We start from the raw sequence: 16,348 nt of genomic DNA, 5'->3' as shown, positions 1-16,348 counted from the left end.
TAATAAATTCTCTTAAAACAATACTTCTATTTTTAGCCAAAACATAGCTAACTTACGCTATCTCATCGCCCTGATGGAATTTAATATCGCTATGAGCGCCACGCCAACATCGCCAAAGACTGCTTCCCACATAGTTGCGTATCCCAAAGCTCCCATTATCATGATAGCGACTTTCACGCCGAGTGCAAATACGATATTTTGCCAGACTATCGTGCGGGTTTTTTTAGCTATTTTGATGGCGGTTGCCACTTTTGATGGCTCGTCGTTCATTATGACGATATCGGCAGCTTCTATCGCCGCGTCGCTTCCTGCCGCGCCCATAGCTACTCCCACGTCGGCTCTTGCAAGCACGGGCGCGTCATTTATGCCGTCTCCTATGAAAGCCACTTTGCCCTGCCCTGCTTTTTGGGCTAAAATTTCTTCCAAAATTTCAACCTTTTGCGTCGGCAAAAGCTCTGCAAAAAATTTTGTTATACCAAGTTTATTTGCGATGTTTTGGGCGATATTTTGATTATCGCCCGTTAGCATTACTATCTCTTTTGAGCCCTCTTTTTTGATTTGCAAAATTGCCTCTTTGGCGTCTGTTTTTAGCTCGTCGGTTATTATAAATTTGCCTGCAAATTTACCGTCTATGGCTGCATAAAGCACCGTTTCAAGTTGGGCTGAAGCTTTGAATTTAACTCCTTGCGAGAACATAAATTTAGCATTTCCAGCCACTATCTCTTTGCCGTTTATGTTTGCTTTTATGCCCTGCCCTGCTATCTCTTCAAATTTAAGCACGAGCGACTCGTCTATGTTGCCGCTTGTTCTTTCATACTCTTTTACGATCGAAGTTGCTACCGGATGGGTTGAGAAAAATTCCGCGTGAGCTACTAGTTTTAGGAATTCCTCTTGGTTTTTTATTTGTAAATTTTTGTCGTTTAGCTTGATTTGGCTTACTTTAAAAATTCCATTTGTGAGCGTTCCTGTTTTATCAAATACGACCGTGTCCACGCTGTTTAACGCCTCTAAATAGTTTGCACCCTTGATGAGTATACCGTGCCTTGAAGCTCCTGCGATTCCGCCGAAAAACCCAAGCGGGATTGAAACCACAAGTGCGCAAGGGCATGAGATAACCAAAAACACAAGCGCTTTATAAACCCAACCCGCAAGCTCTTCGTTAAACACAAGCGGCGGGATAAAGGCGATTATAAGAGCGATAAAAACTACGCTTGGCGTGTAGTATCTTGCAAATTTAGTGATGAAATTTTCGGTTTTTGATTTTCTGGAGCTTGCGTTTTGGACTAGATCAAGTATCTTTGAAACCGTTGATTCGGCAAAAATTTTACTTACTTTTATCGTTACTAGTGCGCTTTTGTTTATATAGCCGCTTAGTGCGCTTTGCCCTACGCCGATCTCTTTTGGAAGCGATTCTCCTGTAAGAGCCGAGGTGTCAAAAGTAGAAAATCCCTCTACGATCTCGCCGTCAAGAGGCACTTTTTCACCTGGTTTTACGACGATGAGATCTCCTATCTGAACCTTTTGTGGCGAGACTTTTTGAACCTGTGTGCCGAGTTTTAAATTTGCAAATTCAGGCCTTATGTCCATTAGTGAGGCGATTGATTTGCGAGATTTATTTACAGCCGTTTCTTGAAACAGCTCGCCTATCCTGTAAAAAAGCATAACCGCAACAGCTTCGGAGTACTCGCCTATGGCAAAAGCCCCGATCGTAGCTATACTCATAAGGAAATTTTCATCAAACACACGTCCTTTTATGATGTTTCTAGCGGCATTTACCACAACTCCTCCGCCTATTATCAGGTAACTTATGAAAAGCAGGGCAAATTTAAGCCCATGATCGATAGGAGCGACAAGAGCGAAGGCAAATATCACCGAACCTATCGCTATCTTAAGGGCTATGAGTTTTGTTTTGGTGTTTTCTTGCAGGCTTTTATGCGAATTTAAATTCGCCTTTTTCTCACTTACTAGCACACCATCTTCTATGCTGTCAACGAGAGCTTGAATTTCTTTGATAAACTCATTTGTATTTATTTTTTTGTCGCTTGTTATTGAAATTTTTTGCCCCAAAAAGTCTAAATTCGCCTCTTTGATACCGTGCATTTTTGCTATTTTCACTTCGATCTTCGCAGCGCAATTAGCGCAAGTTAAATTTTCAAGCGATAGAGTTATTTTGGTGCTCATTTTATCTCTCCATGATGTGTGTAAGCCCTTGTTCGATGATACTTTTTACGTGTTCGTCATCAAGCGAATAATAAACCACCTTACCCTGCTTTTTGTGCTTAACTAACCTTCCTTGCTTGAGCACTCTAAGTTGATGTGAGATGGCCGAGTGACTCATGCCAAAAAGTGCCGCGATATCGCAGACACACATTTGCGATTTGGATAGCGCGCTTAAAATTTTTATCCTCGTCGTGTCGCCTAAAATTTTAAAAAAATCGCCAAGATCGTATAGGATTTCTTCGCTTTTCAGCTCGCTTTTTACTTTTTCTATTACATCTTGATGTATGATCGTGCTTTCGCAAACTGCTTCTAAATCGCTATTTTGTATATTTTCTTGCATTTTTTGCCTTTATATATGAATAATTATTCATTTGAGCAAGTATATAACTTTAAAAATAGTTTGTCAAGGATGAAATTTGCTGAAATTAAAAGCCAAATTTGATTTATTAACCCGCACGGCTTTTTAGCGATTAGGCTTATTTATCGTGCGAGCTTGAAAGTGTAAATTTAGACTAGCGAGGCTTGGTTGCTAGCTTTTTGTATTCTGATTAGATCGTGTTTTAGGATTATAAAGCCAAGTGCGACCATGAAAATATCTTTTAGTATGAAACCATCTGGCTTGCCAAGTTGTGGCATAAGGCTAAGTGTGGTAAAACCCGTCATGATAACGATAAGCGCGCCTAAAATTCCGGCTCTTGGTTTTTTATATCCAACCGCAAGTGCGATATATCCGATACTTTCAACAACTCCCAGAAAATAGCTTGCTCCGTGAAAGCCGAAAATAGTATAGAGAAAATTTAGCCAAGTGCCAGAGATGATCGGCTTTAAAAGCTCTACTTCAAATTCAAACCATTTGTAGTTGCCAAATAAAAACAGCACTAAGATGAGCGCAAATCTTGCGAATTTGATCTCGAATTCCGAATTTATAAATTTATGAATTAGATTTTGCATGTTTGTCCTATTTTTTAAAATTTGCAAAATTGTAATAAAAGAAGTGTTATGTAGTGTGAAATTTGAGATTTAGCCGAGAAAATCGGCTAAATTTAGTAGCGAATTTTGTTGGTTTTTAAAAAATCCCTCAAGTCTTCGTATTCGCTGTTTTCAAAGTAGCGCCATTTCCCGGGCTTTAGCATACCAAGATCAACTCGCCCGAAACTCACTCGCTTCAGATCCATAACTTCAAGATCAAAATATCCAAAAAACCTTCTTAACTCTCGGTTTTTACCCTCGTTTATGATGACTTTTAGCTTTGTGTATCCTCCGCTTGAGCCAAAAATTTTATACGCCAAAAAAGGCTTAAATTCCATTGATTTGATCTCGGTTTTAGCATGCGCGCCTTTGGTTGCGTCTGCAGCGAAAAAGCCCTCTTGCATCGCGGTTATCACCTCCTGCCCTACTTCGCCTTTCACTTTTAGATAGTACATTCTTTCTATGTCGCTTTCCATGAGCGCAGTTGCAATTGCAGGCGCGTCAGTTAGCAGCAAAAGCCCTTCGCTCGCATAATCAAGCCTGCCAACGCTTACAAATTTAGCAAAATTTCGCGGCAAGCTATCATATATCGTCTTTCGTCCGCGATCATCTTTTTTGCTAACGAGCTCGCCCTTTTGTTTGTGATAGATGATCACTGTAAAATCCTTTTTAAGCTTGACCGGGCGACCGTTTATCTTAACTTTATCTTCATCGCTAACGCTTGTGGCAAGCTCGCTAACAACGCGGTTATTTACGCTAACTTTGCCGTTTTTGATGAGCTCATCAGCCTCTCGGCGCGAGTAGTTTGTGTTGTGCGAGATAAATTTGTTTAGTCTCATTTTTGAATTTTCCATCATAGCCCCAAGCTCGATAAATCGTGTATGTGCAGCACTCCGATCGGTCTTTCGCCCTCGTCAAGCACTACTAAAATTTGGATCTTATACTCTTCAATCAGCCTTAGCGAATCTATTGCTAACATCTCTTTGTTTGTTAGTGTTTTTGGTGTTTTGGTTGCGTATGTTATCGCTTTTTCGTTGATGTCAAAGCTCTCGCTCATGAGCGCTCTACGCAAGTCCCCGTCGCTTAAAACGGCTTTTAATTTGCCCTCGCCATCAACCAGCAGTACATTGCCAAGCTTGCCGTGAGTCATCGCATCAATCGCGGTTTTTAAACTAACGTTATCTTTTATAATCGGTAAATTTTGCGTTTTCATCACGTCTTTTACTTTGACAAATAGCCTTTTGCCAAGGCTTCCGCCCGGGTGGAAATTTGCAAAATCTTCTTGCCTAAATTCTCTTTTTCTCATCAGGCAAACCGCAAGCGCGTCGCCAAGTGCTAAGGTTAGCGTGGTTGATGTTGTCGGAGCGATATTTAGCGGGCAGGCCTCTTTGATGATGTCTAAATTTAAAAGAGCGTCGCTAAATTTGCCAAGGCTACTTTCCTTGCTCTTTGCCATGCCGATTATCTTGATACCAAATCGCTTGATATGCGGCAAAATTCGCACGAGCTCATCACTCTCGCCGCTAAAGCTTATCGCCAAAACAACGTCATTTTCATCTATCATGCCAAGGTCTCCGTGCATCGCTTCGGTCGGGTGTATAAAAAAGCTTGGCGTGCCCGTGCTTGCAAGCGTAGCGGCTATCTTAGCGCCTATATGGCCGCTTTTGCCGACTCCCGTTACGATGACCTTGCCTTTGGCGTTATACATCAAATTTACCGCCTCATCTATCTCGCTTCCAAGCTTGTTAGCCTGACGAATGAGCTCGGCGGCCTCTTCTTTCAGCACTTCGCTTGCTATTTGTATCATATCTTCCATTTTAAACCTTACATCAAATAAATTATCGGAACGATAGTCGGGTATTTTTTCACTTTTCTAAATATATGCTTTCTTATCACTTGGCGCACTTGGCTTTCAAGCATGCGGCTGTCTTTTAGCAGCTCCTCTTTTACGTTGCTTAAAAACTGCACGAGCACCTCTTCCATCTCTTTGCTAAATTCCCCGTCTTGCTTGTCTGCAACAAGACCGTAGCTAATTACGCGCGGTTTGTTTATGAGCTTTTGGCTGTGGCGTGAAATTTGAGCGATGATCATGACTACGCCTGCTTCTGCCAAATTTTGACGGTCGATAACGACATCATCTGAAATTTGTTTGTTGATTTGATTGTCTATAAAGACTTTGCCCGTTTTAACGGTCTTTGCTCGTTTCATGTATTTTTGGCAAATTTCAACCTGATCGCCGTCGCTCATAAGATATATGTTTCTTTCGTCCACTCCGCAGCTTATGGCTGTCTCTTTGTGCTTTGCGATGTGGTTGTATTCGCCATGAACCGGAAGGAAAAATTTCGGCTTTGTTAGGCGGATCATGAGCTTTTGCTCCTCTTGCGCGGCGTGTCCGCTTACGTGAATTTCGCTAAAATCCTGATACGCTACGCTTGCGCCTGATTTGATGAGGAAATTTAGCACCGTCGATACACTTCCTTCATTTCCAGGGATCGCTTTAGAGCTGATTATAATCTGATCGGTCGGCTTGATTTTTATATATTTATGCTCATCGGTCGCCATGCGATATAGCGCGCTCATTGTTTCGCCTTGGCTGCCAGTGGTTACGATTAGCACCTCATTGTCTTTGTATTTGCCGACCTCATTTGCGTCTATGAAAATTTTCTTATCAAGCTTTACGTAGCCTAGCTCCATCGCGGTGTAGAGGTTTCGCTCCATGCTTCTGCCGATGACGCAGACTTTGCGGTTATATTTAAGCCCCCACTCGATAGCCTGATATACGCGGTGGATGTTTGAGCTAAATGTGCTCATTATCACGCGCCCTTTGGATTTGGCAAATATAGCGTCAAAGGTCTTTCCTACGCTGCTTTCGCTCTTTGTGATACCTTCTCTGTAGCTGTTTGTGCTATCACTCATCAAGCACAGCACGCCTCGCTCGCCGTAGTATGCGATACGTCCTAAGTCGGTCGGATAGCCGTCTATGGGCGTGTGATCTATCTTAAAGTCACCCGTATGCAAGATCGTACCCGCCTTTGTCGTGATAGCAAGTGCGGATGAATCGATAATCGAGTGAGTTATATGTATCCACTCCACTTCAAAATCACCGATCAGATAAGGCTTTCGCTTTTCAACCGAGCGAAATAGCGAACGCTCCTGCTTTAGCCCATGCTCTTCAAATTTATTATTTATCATTCCAAGCGGAAGAGGTGTGGCGTAGATAGGAAATTTAAACTCTTTGTAAAAATACGGCACCGCACCGATGTGATCTTCGTGCGCATGAGTTATGATAACGCCTTTTATTTTGTCTTTTATCTTTCGCACGTAGTCAAAATCAGGTATAAGTATATCAACTCCATGCATGCTCTCGCTTGGAAAGCTCATACCGATATCTACGATTATCGCGCTTGTTTCGGTCTCAAACACTGTCATGTTTCCGCCGATCTCGCCAAGTCCGCCAAGCGGAGTTACTCGGACTTTGTGATCGCTTGAATTTAGATATTTTAGCGGTTCAAGCCGAAGTTCTTGAGTGGCTTTGTTCGCCTCTATCGCGCTTGCGATGTCTTGTTGCCATTGCTCGTTACCGTTTAGTTTGGCCGGCAAATTTTTTTTCGGTTTTTTACTCTTTTTTGGCTTTTGAGTGTCATCGTTTGAGCCGTTTTGGTTATTTTGCTGAGTGCTAGCATTTTTATTTTCAGCGTTTTTCTTGCCGTTTTTTGAATTGTTTTGAGAATTTTGTCCGCCATTTTGAGAATTTTGTTTTTTGTGCTGCTTTGAGTTGGCTTTTTTACCGTTTTGTTTAGCGGAGCTTTCGTGGCTTTTATTTTGCGTTTCGCCGTCAAAAGAGGTCGCAAAAAAATTATCTATAACGTTATTGCTCGCTTTTTGTTCGGCACTTATTTCTGCATTGTTTTCGCCTTGATTATTTTTGTTTTTAGGGCGAAATCTTCGCTTTTTATTGCTCTTTCCTTTGGAGACTACAACTTTGTCTTCGTTCATCTTTTACCTTTAATTTTTCAAATATTTTTAGATAAAGATTGACATCGATCTCGTGAGGACGTAAATTTTGGCTCAAATTTAGCTCGCCGTAAATTTCAGCCAGTAAGCATTTATCGAAATTTGCCGATAAATTTTTACTAAGCGTCTTTCTCGGTGCGCTAAAAGCGGTTTTTAGAAATTTTTTAAATTTTTCATACTCGAATTCGGTATTAAAAACAGCATTTTTGCCTATCAAATTTTTGCTTTTTTGGATCTTTATAACAGATGAAGTTACCTTTGGAGGCGGGTTAAAACACTCGCTTGGCACGTCAAAAAGTAGCTCGCAGCCACCTTGAAGCGATGCTAAAATCGCCAGCGCGCTAAATTCGCTCTCACCGCCTTTGGTGCTAAATTTGACCGCGACCTCTTTTTGTATCATCACAACAAGCCCGCGACATCTCTCATCTTCGATAGCGTTTAAAATCATCTTTGTGGCGACGTAGTAGGGCAAATTTGCCGTTAAAAAGTAGTCTGTCTCACTCAAACCGCTTTCGTCCCACCGACTTAACGCATCTACGCAAAAAAGTCTTAATCGTCCGTCTTTGATCTCTTTTGCAAACTTTTTTTCAAGCAGTTCGTAAAGCTCGCCGTCTATCTCGTAGCTCGTAACCGAATCTGAAATTTGCAAAATTTTTGACGTCAAATCACCTAAGCCAGGCCCAATTTCTACTATATTTTGCATATCTTTGGGAATCGATTGGATGATTTTGTTCAGCACATTTTGATCGTGTAAAAAATTTTGTCCAAAATGTTTCTTTGCCTTGATCATTTGGCAAATTTATCCAAACTTTGCTTATAAAAAGTTTATTTTGAAAAATAAATATCATTACGGCTTTGTTTTCTATCTAAATTTGGACGAAATTTTAGCCCTGAATTTTTGGCATATTTATGATAATAACTCTTAAGATTCTTCTTATAAATAATGTAATAGAATTTTCAGTAATATTTTATATAAGGCTTTTTATGAACGCTATCGAAGTAAAGAACGTCACGCATTTTTACGGCAAAAAGCTGATTTACGAAAATTTGAGTTTTAACGTAAAGCAGGGCAGTGTGTTTGGGATTTTGGGTAGAAACGGCGTGGGTAAGAGCACGCTTATAAATATCCTAATGGGCTACATCCGTCCAAAAAGTGGTGAGTGCAGGGTGCTTGGCAAAAATAGCTTCAGTCTTGACAGCGAGGCCAAGCGCGATATCGCCTTGCTATTTGAGGGATTTACGAGTTTTGATCATCTAAGTATCGCGCAGTATGAGGAGTTTTTATCCGCGTTTTATCCGCGCTGGGACAGCAAAATTTATAACGATTTGGCAAAGCTTTTAAAACTCGGCAAGGATCAAAAGCTAAATTCCATGTCCTTTGGGCAAAAGTCCCAAGTTATCCTTGCTTCGCTGTTTGCACAAGATGCCAAAGTGCTTATATTTGATGATTATTCCATGGGGCTTGATGCGGGATATAGGCGGCTTTTTGGCGATTATCTGAAGGACTATCTTGACGGCAAGGATAAGACAGTGATCGTCACAAGTCACGTGATGAGCGATCTTGAAAATTTGATCGATGAGTTTTTGATTGTCGAGCGAGGAGGGCGAATTTTTCAAAGCAAGATGAGTGAATTTATGCAGGATTTTAAGGTTTATAGGCTGCCGAAAGAATTTGATACAAGCGGAAAAAACTTCAAAAACATAGACGAATTTAAACATCACAAAATGGCTTATGGATTTGTAGATATCAACGGTTTTGAGGCGCAAAATGCAAGTTTTGAGGATAAATTTTTAGGCTTTGTAGGCAGATACGAGTAGGGAGGGTGAAGTGAGGTCGATATTTTTAAAAGAGATTAGTAGACTTGGGCTCTTTTTTGCCTTTTTGATCTTGGTGCTAGCACTATTTTTTGCCTGGTTCAGCTTTGATCTTAACTATAAATTTGGCGCTATCCATCCAGGGTCTGTTATCTGGTACGGCTATGTGTTTTTTGATAACGAGCCCGAATTTGTAACTTTTGCGGCTATTTCGGCAAGCTTTATCTGTGTGGCTTTGGCGCAGTTTTTACCGCAACGAAACCGCATAAAGTGCCTGCTTCATCTACCTGTGTCAAGCTTTCAAATTTTGATTTGGCACTATATTTTTGCCGCCTTGTTTTTTGTGGTTATTTGGGCTGTTTTTGGCACTTGGCTTGTGTTTTTAGCAAACAAATTTTATCCTATCGTCATCACAAAAGAGATTTTTATAAATTGGTGTTATTTTTGCTTAAGTTCGGCAGTTTTTTATATATTTACAAGTTCGGCGTTAATTGATAAAAAAAGCCTTAGAGCGGCTATCTCAAGCGTTATTTTTGTCATAATCTGCTTTGCGGTTGCGTTTTATTTTAAGAGTTTTATCCTTATTTTTATTTTACTTTTGCTGTCCGTTTTACTTGGGTTTAACGCTCTCATATCTCACAAGGAAACCTCGATAAATTTAGCCTTTTTGTCGTTAATTTACGCAGGAATTTTAGCCATAGCGGGATTTGGCGGATATAAATTTTACGAGCAGAAATTCGCAAACAAATCCGAAAGGTATTATATATTTTACTCGCCAAGCCTGAAAGAATTTGTATTTCAAGAGAATTTGGGCGGGCATTATTTCGCCTACAGAAGCGCTAGCGGAAAGGTTTTTAAAAACGAAACGGAGTATAAAAACGAGCTTGCCTTTAACTACTATATGGACTTAAAACAGCAAGGTAAAATGCCCGTTAAAATCGGCGATGAGGTATTTAGTGAGGCTGATATAAGGCAGGCTAGGATGTCGATGACTTACGCGCCAAAGGACAGGGTGCCGATTGAAATTCCGCTCTATCCGCTCTTTAACCCCGATCCTAAAATTTCAGCCATACCTTTTAGCGACGATATGATTTATTTTGATAAGGATAAATTTCGCGTTTTTCATCATGACGGTGACGAGGAGGGCGAATTTAGCCAAATTTTAAATAAAGAGGCTAAAAATTTGGGCGTGAAATTTCCGATTCAGGCTGTTTTTGGAAGATTTACTAACCTAAAGCCTTTTGATGCGGGAGTGTTTTTTAAGGATAACTCGGGTGAGTTTTTTAATATCAAAATTTATGATAACAATGTAAGTTTTGAAGCGGTTAAGAGCCTTAAAAATTTTGAGTATCTGCATATAAACGAGAGTAAAAATAGTGAATTTATGGGGCTTGCATTTAATGAAGGCAGGATTTATCTGTTTAGCAAAGAGTATGAACTAAAAGAGCTTGAAATGACCAAATTCGATCCGGATACAATGCGTCTTAGGGTAAGCTTTGATCCGAAATTTTTGCAAGTGAGATTTGATGACGGCAAGGACTACCGTGCGTTTGTTTTTGATAAGGATAACTTTAAGAAAATTGATGAAATTCATCTTAAAGCACCTTAAATTTGAGCCATTTTAAAAATGCTTAGTAAGTGTAAAATTTGGCTAAAATAAAGCCACGAAACTTTTATCCAAGGAGAGAGTTATGAAGAAATTTAGTCTTGCAGTTTGCTTTGTCGCGCTATCATTTGGCGCTTTAAACGCTCACCCGCTCATACCTGAGACCGATAGGAGCGTGCAGGTCTATAAAAGAGACGCGCTAGTTCCTTGGAACCGTGAAAATGCAGGCGGAGGTATGGGGCCTTTGCTTGGGGATTTTGCTTATAACCGCCATCAGACAAGCGAACAAGACGCTTTTAGAGAGATAGGATGGCTAACCTTGCCAAAGGGCGCCTCCATAGGGCTTCATAAACATATCGATAACGAAGATGTCTATATCATCATTTCGGGCAAAGGCGTATTTACGGACTCTCACGGCAAGCAGACCGAAGTGAGCGCAGGTGACGTAACTATCGCTCGTCCCGGACAAAGCCATGCTTTAGCAAATACGGGCGAAGAGCCGCTTGTGTTTATAAATGTGGTTGCAAAAACGCAAATTCTAGATAAAAAATAAAATTTTTAGAGCAAGCTTTTTAAATTTGGCTTGCTCTTATCTGCTTTTTCTTGCTTTGATCTTCTGGCGGTTATTAAGTAAATTTTTGATAAAATCGGCAAAAATTACTTAAAGGGTAAGCCGTGAATAAATTTGCCAAACGCATAATCCCATGCCTTGACGTTAAAGACGGTCGTGTCGTAAAGGGCGTAAATTTCGTAGGTCTTGTAGATGCCGGAGATCCTGTGGAGATAGCCAAAAGATACAATGAAGAGGGTGCCGATGAGCTAACGTTTCTTGACATCACGGCGACTCACTTGGGGCGAGACACCATCGTGGACGTGGTAGAAAAAGTTGCTCGCGAGCTTTTTATCCCGCTAACGGTTGGCGGAGGCATCAAGACTCTTGATGATATTTCACGGCTTTTAAACGTGGGGTGCGATAAGATAAGTCTAAACTCCGCAGCCATTCATAATCCGAATTTGATAGACGAAGCTGCGAAGAAATTCGGCTCTCAGTGCGTCGTAGTCGCCATTGACGCGAAGAGTTTTGATGAAGATTATCACGTCTTTATAAACGGCGGCAGGATAGATACGGGCAAGGACGCTCTTGCTTGGGCGAAAGAGGCTAAAGATCGTGGAGCGGGTGAAATTTTACTAACCACGATGGATAAAGACGGCACTAAAAGCGGTTATGATTTGCGTATTACTAGGCTTTTTAGCGAGCTTGGTATACCTGTAATAGCAAGTGGCGGAGCGGGCAATATGCAGCATTTTAAGGAGGCGTTTTTAGCTGGTGCCGATGCTTGCTTGGCTGCCTCGATTTTTCACTTTAGGGAAGTAGAAATAAAAAAACTTAAAGAGTATCTGCGTGAAAACGGGATTGAAGTTAGGCTGTGATGGCTAAATTTGATTTTTGTGGATTTGATTTTATGAAGTTGAATTTTTCAAGCTTTAGTCTTACGGGACTTAAAAAATGATAATCTCTGCCGGTCAAAATGAAATTTTTGATTTTGCTTTGCCTATGGGAGTAGGACTTGTCGATATGAGCATAAATTTGACAAAATTTTTATGTGAAAATCAGCGAAATTTGCCTGATGAGATTTTATTTGTAGGTTCGGCAGGCATTTATAAAGATGGAAAAATTTTTGGAATTTATGAGAGTACGGTTGGTGCAAACATCGAAATTTCAAGCTTGGAAGACAAAAGCTATACTCCATGCAAGAAAGAAATTTCATCAATACAAATTTGTGACAAAAATTTAAACACCAAAGTTTCACATGAAACTATCCGAGTAAATTCTTCAAACTTTATCACAACTGATGAAAATTTGGCATATAGACTCGCTGAGCTTGGCTATACTTTGGAAAATATGGAATTTTTTGCGGTTTTAAAAGTTGCGACAAAATTTAAAATTCCCGCCAGAGGTATCTTCGTCGCAACAAATTTTTGCAACCAAAATGCACACGATGATTTTGTGAAAAATCACCAAAAAGCCAAAGAGATACTTATAAATTCACTTAAAGAGAGAAATTTGATATGAAAAACATGCTTGATTATACACTTGATGAGCTTGAGAGTGAATTTAGTCCCAAATTTCGTGCCAAACAAATTTATGAGTGGATTTATAAGAAAAATGCAAATTCGTTTGACGAGATGTTAAATTTGCCTAAAACTATGCGAGAGCAGCTTGCACAAGAGTTTTATTTCGATCCACTTAAATGCGTAAAAGCCGAACAGAGTAGTGATGGCTCTATAAAATATCTTTTTGAACTAAAAGACGGATACCGAATCGAAAGTGTTCTTTTGCCCATGAAAGAGGAGCAAAGCGATGAAGACGGCAAGCTAACACGGCATGCTCGCTATACGATATGTGTTAGTTCGCAGGTTGGCTGTAGAATGGGATGTTCGTTTTGTCTGACCGCCAAAGGCGGACTAACGCGCAATCTAACGCCCGGCGAGATCGTAGGTCAAATTTTGTGGATAAAAAAAGCTAACAATATACCTTATGAGAGGCGAATAAATATCGTTTATATGGGCATGGGCGAACCTCTTGATAATCTTACTAACGTTAGTAAAGCGATAAAAATTCTTATGGAAAATGACGGACTTGCCATAGGCGCCAGACGTCAGACCGTTTCAACCAGCGGGCTTGGCTCGCAGATAAAAAAGCTTGGCGAGATGGATTTGGGTGTGTTGTTAGCGATATCGCTGCATGCTGTTACCGACGAGCTTAGAACGAAATTAATGCCTATAAATAAAGCTTACAATATCGAATCAGTTATGCAGGCTGTTAGAGAATTTCCCATCGATATGCGCAAACGGGTTATGTTTGAGTATCTTGTTATCAAGGATATGAACGACAGCATTAAGGATGCTAAAAAGCTTGTCAAGCTACTTCACGGCATCAAAGCAAAAGTAAATTTGATATATTTTAATCCTCACGAAGGAAGTTTGTATAAACGACCAGAGCTTGAGGATATGCTTAAATTTCAAGAGTATCTTAGGGGTCATGGTGTAACTTGCACTATTCGCCAAAGCAAGGGACTTGATATTTCTGCTGCTTGCGGACAACTCAAAGAGAGAAATGAGAGTATATGACGGCTCTTGATATCGCTCAGATTATTTTTATCTCTATCGTTGTTGTTTTGGGACTATCTCTTATGGTAAAAGTTATGTTTTTTGAAGATAGGGATCAAAAATAATACTAACTTTTAATTTTGTTAGTTGAATTTCACTAACAAAATTTAGCTTTTTGCTAAGCTTCGTGAGCAAATTTCTCTTTCGCAAGCCTATAAAATTCTCTTTTTACATCAAATTTTGTCTCTATGTCATAAATTTGATCTTCTAACTCAAATGAAATTCTATCCGCATGAAGTAAAAGCCTCGAAGCTCCTGTTAAATTTATGCGCTCGATCTCACTCATATTTTTATCTAAAATTTTGATTATCTGCTCTTTTTGTAATCCGTAAAGCGGTTCACCTAAAATTTTTCGTTCTACGTGAAACAAATGCAAGCGAATTTGGTGTTGCCTTCCCGTAAGCGGAATGGCTCTAATAAAAGTCGCGTCAATATCTTCAAAGTATTCTAGCGGTGAAATTTCAGTGATCGCCTCTTTACCATTTTCGCAAATTTGCATTCTCATCTTGACGTCGTCATAATCGTTTGCTAGATCCATCTTGGCATTTATGATTAAATTTGTAGAAATTTTGCCTGAGACCATCGCGACATAGCTTTTTGCAACTTTTCTATTCTCAAAGAGCTTTTTTAATTGAATTTGCGAAATTTTATCTCGCGCTACTACGATTAACCCGCTCGTCTCGAAATCCAAGCGATGTGCTACACTTGCCTCACGCCCGTATAAGTGCCAAATTTCATCATTTAGTGAGTATTCGCAGTTTCTGCCGTTTGGGTGGCTTAAAACTCCGCTTGGTTTGTCAAAAACCGCAAATTTATCGCACTCAAATATCGGCTTTAGTCCGCGCGGGTTAGTTTCGTAGTCAATCAGGCAAATTTCACCGCTTAAAATAACGTTTTTTTCACTCACTACTATTCCGTTGCAAATTAACCTTCCTTTATCAATCAGCCGTTGAGCCTCTCTCATAGAAAAGCCAGAATTTATCAAAATTTCATAGGCTTTTTGCTCGTTGGCGCGTGCGATAAATCTATTAACGTATGGCAAATTTAACTCTTTAATTTAAATTTTATTAAATAACCAAATATGAAATTTAAGTTCAAATTTAGCCGTTTATAACCCGTCTTTCAGGGCAGTTTTTGTATAATTTTTTTCTTAAAAAATTATACAAAAATATTCATAAAAGGCTAATTATGGTAGAACGATACTCTCGCAAAGAGATGGCTGATAAGTGGAGTATGCAGGCTAAGTATGACGCTTGGCTAAAGGTTGAGATAGCGGCGGTCAAGGCTTGGAACAAGCTTGGGTTCATAAGCGATGAGGACTGTGAAAAGATAGCCAAAAATGCAAAATTTGACATCGCTAGAATAGACGAGATAGAAAAGACCACGAAGCATGACGTTATAGCATTTTTAACCAGTGTTAGCGAGAGTTTGGGGGATGAGAGTCGTTTTGTGCATTACGGCATGACAAGTAGCGATTGTATCGATACTGCCGTTGCTTTGCAGGTAAGAGATAGCCTAGAGCTTATCATAAAAGATGTGCAAAATTTGATGAGTGCGATTAAAAAACGTGCTTATGAGCATAAACATACATTGATGGTCGGCAGAAGCCACGGAATTCACGGCGAGCCGATCACATTCGGGCTTGTGCTTGCGATCTGGTATGACGAGATAAAAAGAGGTATTGAACTTATAAAAAATGCAAAAGAGGTCATAAGCTACGGCAAAATTTCAGGCGCAATGGGAAATTTCGCTCACGCTCCGCTTGAGCTTGAAGAATTTACTTGCGCCGAGCTTGGATTAAGCTGCGCGCCCGCAAGCAATCAAGTTATCCAGCGCGACCGCTATGCTCACGTTATAAACGCCATCGCAATCCTTGCTTCAAGCTGCGAAAAGATAGCTGTAGCCGTTCGCCACTATCAGCGCACGGAAGTTTATGAGTGCGAGGAGTATTTTAGCGCCGGACAAAAGGGCTCAAGCGCCATGCCGCACAAGCGAAATCCGGTTCTAAGCGAAAATATCACCGGTCTTTGCCGAGTTCTTAGAGGCTACATTATGCCTATGCTTGAAAACGTAGCGCTTTGGCATGAGCGCGATATCAGCCACAGCTCTGTTGAGAGATTTGTGCTGCCTGATGCCTTTGTGACGGCTGATTTTATGCTGGTTCGCCTTAGCAATTTGATAGAAAATTTAGTCGTTTATCCTGAAAATATGATGAAAAATTTAAATCTAACGGGTGGGCTTGTCTTTTCTCAACGCGTGCTTTTAGAGCTTCCAAAGCGCGGAATTTCACGCGAAGATGCCTATAAAATCGTGCAAAGAAACGCGATGAAAGTTTGGGCTGATCTGCAGCAAAACAAGCCTGCGATAAATGAAAAGGGTGAGAGCTTGTATCTGCAGAATTTGCTAAATGACGAGGATTTAAATAAAGCGCTTAGCGAGGATGAGATAAAGGCTTGTTTTGAGTATAGCTACTATACGAAAAATGTTGATAAAATTTTTGCAAGAGTGTTTAAATAATAATTTTGGCGGCTCAAACTGGACTTAATGTCTGGT

At 40.3% G+C, this 16,348-nt stretch carries 15 protein-coding genes; 7 read left to right on the top strand and 8 right to left on the bottom strand.

Features of this window, described 5'->3' with window-relative positions; translation table 11 throughout:
- Positions 1 to 57: 57 nt before the first annotated feature.
- The 7 genes from CDOM15925_RS04910 to rsmA all read right to left on the bottom strand — a co-directional run bounded on the left by CDOM15925_RS04910 (position 58) and on the right by rsmA (position 7,993).
- Positions 58 to 2,181 (bottom strand): heavy metal translocating P-type ATPase, encoded by a 2,124-nt coding sequence (locus tag CDOM15925_RS04910; RefSeq protein WP_169941683.1) that lies wholly within the window; start codon positions 2,179 to 2,181, stop codon positions 58 to 60.
- Between the two features lies 1 nt (position 2,182).
- Positions 2,183 to 2,560, bottom strand: coding sequence for an ArsR/SmtB family transcription factor (locus CDOM15925_RS04905; protein ID WP_169941681.1), 378 nt, complete (start codon positions 2,558 to 2,560; stop codon positions 2,183 to 2,185).
- 167 nt (positions 2,561 to 2,727) lie between these two features.
- Positions 2,728 to 3,171 (bottom strand): DUF417 family protein, encoded by a 444-nt coding sequence (locus tag CDOM15925_RS04900; RefSeq protein ID WP_169941679.1) that lies wholly within the window; start codon positions 3,169 to 3,171, stop codon positions 2,728 to 2,730.
- A gap of 92 nt (positions 3,172 to 3,263) precedes the next feature.
- Positions 3,264 to 4,028 carry a pseudouridine synthase gene (locus tag CDOM15925_RS04895; RefSeq protein ID WP_169941878.1) on the bottom strand — a complete coding sequence of 255 codons (765 nt, stop codon included), beginning with the start codon at positions 4,026 to 4,028 and terminating at the stop codon, positions 3,264 to 3,266.
- A gap of 14 nt (positions 4,029 to 4,042) precedes the next feature.
- On the bottom strand, positions 4,043 to 5,005 hold the full coding sequence (locus CDOM15925_RS04890) for a KpsF/GutQ family sugar-phosphate isomerase (RefSeq protein WP_169941677.1): 963 nt from the start codon (positions 5,003 to 5,005) through the stop codon (positions 4,043 to 4,045).
- Positions 5,006 to 5,013: 8 nt separating this feature from the next.
- On the bottom strand, positions 5,014 to 7,185 hold the full coding sequence (locus tag CDOM15925_RS04885; protein ID WP_169941675.1) for a ribonuclease J: 2,172 nt from the start codon (positions 7,183 to 7,185) through the stop codon (positions 5,014 to 5,016).
- Complete coding sequence (rsmA, locus tag CDOM15925_RS04880) at positions 7,142 to 7,993, bottom strand: 16S rRNA (adenine(1518)-N(6)/adenine(1519)-N(6))-dimethyltransferase RsmA (RefSeq protein WP_169941673.1); 852 nt, start codon at positions 7,991 to 7,993, stop codon at positions 7,142 to 7,144. Before rsmA ends, CDOM15925_RS04885 begins: the two co-directional genes overlap by 44 nt.
- A 194-nt stretch (positions 7,994 to 8,187) precedes the next feature.
- On the opposite strand from rsmA, the gene CDOM15925_RS04875 reads away from it, so the two are divergent.
- From CDOM15925_RS04875 to rlmN, 6 genes are all read left to right on the top strand, one after another.
- Positions 8,188 to 9,021 (top strand): ABC transporter ATP-binding protein, encoded by an 834-nt coding sequence (locus tag CDOM15925_RS04875; protein ID WP_169941671.1) that lies wholly within the window; start codon positions 8,188 to 8,190, stop codon positions 9,019 to 9,021.
- A gap of 10 nt (positions 9,022 to 9,031) precedes the next feature.
- Complete coding sequence (locus CDOM15925_RS10200; protein ID WP_169941669.1) at positions 9,032 to 10,627, top strand: DUF4857 domain-containing protein; 1,596 nt, start codon at positions 9,032 to 9,034, stop codon at positions 10,625 to 10,627.
- 82 nt (positions 10,628 to 10,709) lie between these two features.
- A complete protein-coding gene (locus CDOM15925_RS04865) occupies positions 10,710 to 11,177 on the top strand; it encodes a cupin domain-containing protein (protein ID WP_169941667.1) in 468 nt (155 codons plus the stop codon).
- A gap of 122 nt (positions 11,178 to 11,299) precedes the next feature.
- On the top strand, positions 11,300 to 12,055 hold the full coding sequence (gene hisF / locus CDOM15925_RS04860) for an imidazole glycerol phosphate synthase subunit HisF (protein ID WP_169941665.1): 756 nt from the start codon (positions 11,300 to 11,302) through the stop codon (positions 12,053 to 12,055).
- A gap of 76 nt (positions 12,056 to 12,131) precedes the next feature.
- Positions 12,132 to 12,698 (top strand): nucleoside phosphorylase-I family protein, encoded by a 567-nt coding sequence (locus CDOM15925_RS04855; protein ID WP_169941664.1) that lies wholly within the window; start codon positions 12,132 to 12,134, stop codon positions 12,696 to 12,698.
- On the top strand, positions 12,695 to 13,756 hold the full coding sequence (rlmN, locus tag CDOM15925_RS04850; RefSeq protein ID WP_169941662.1) for a dual-specificity RNA methyltransferase RlmN: 1,062 nt from the start codon (positions 12,695 to 12,697) through the stop codon (positions 13,754 to 13,756). The genes CDOM15925_RS04855 and rlmN overlap by 4 nt, the downstream gene beginning before the upstream one ends.
- Positions 13,757 to 13,913: 157 nt before the next feature.
- On the opposite strand, the gene CDOM15925_RS04845 is transcribed toward rlmN, so the two are convergent.
- The gene (locus CDOM15925_RS04845; RefSeq protein WP_169941660.1) at positions 13,914 to 14,837 is read right to left on the bottom strand and encodes a pseudouridine synthase family protein; all 924 of its coding nucleotides are present in this window, start codon (positions 14,835 to 14,837) and stop codon (positions 13,914 to 13,916) included.
- Between the two features lie 146 nt (positions 14,838 to 14,983).
- Between CDOM15925_RS04845 and purB the strand changes: the two genes are divergently transcribed.
- On the top strand, positions 14,984 to 16,312 hold the full coding sequence (purB, locus tag CDOM15925_RS04840; RefSeq protein ID WP_169941658.1) for an adenylosuccinate lyase: 1,329 nt from the start codon (positions 14,984 to 14,986) through the stop codon (positions 16,310 to 16,312).
- Positions 16,313 to 16,348 lie beyond the last annotated feature (36 nt).

It is taken from the genome of Campylobacter sp. RM15925 (genome assembly GCF_012978775.1).
Classification (GTDB): domain Bacteria; phylum Campylobacterota; class Campylobacteria; order Campylobacterales; family Campylobacteraceae; genus Campylobacter_A; species Campylobacter_A canis.
This window is presented reverse-complemented; position numbering and strand designations above follow the sequence as displayed.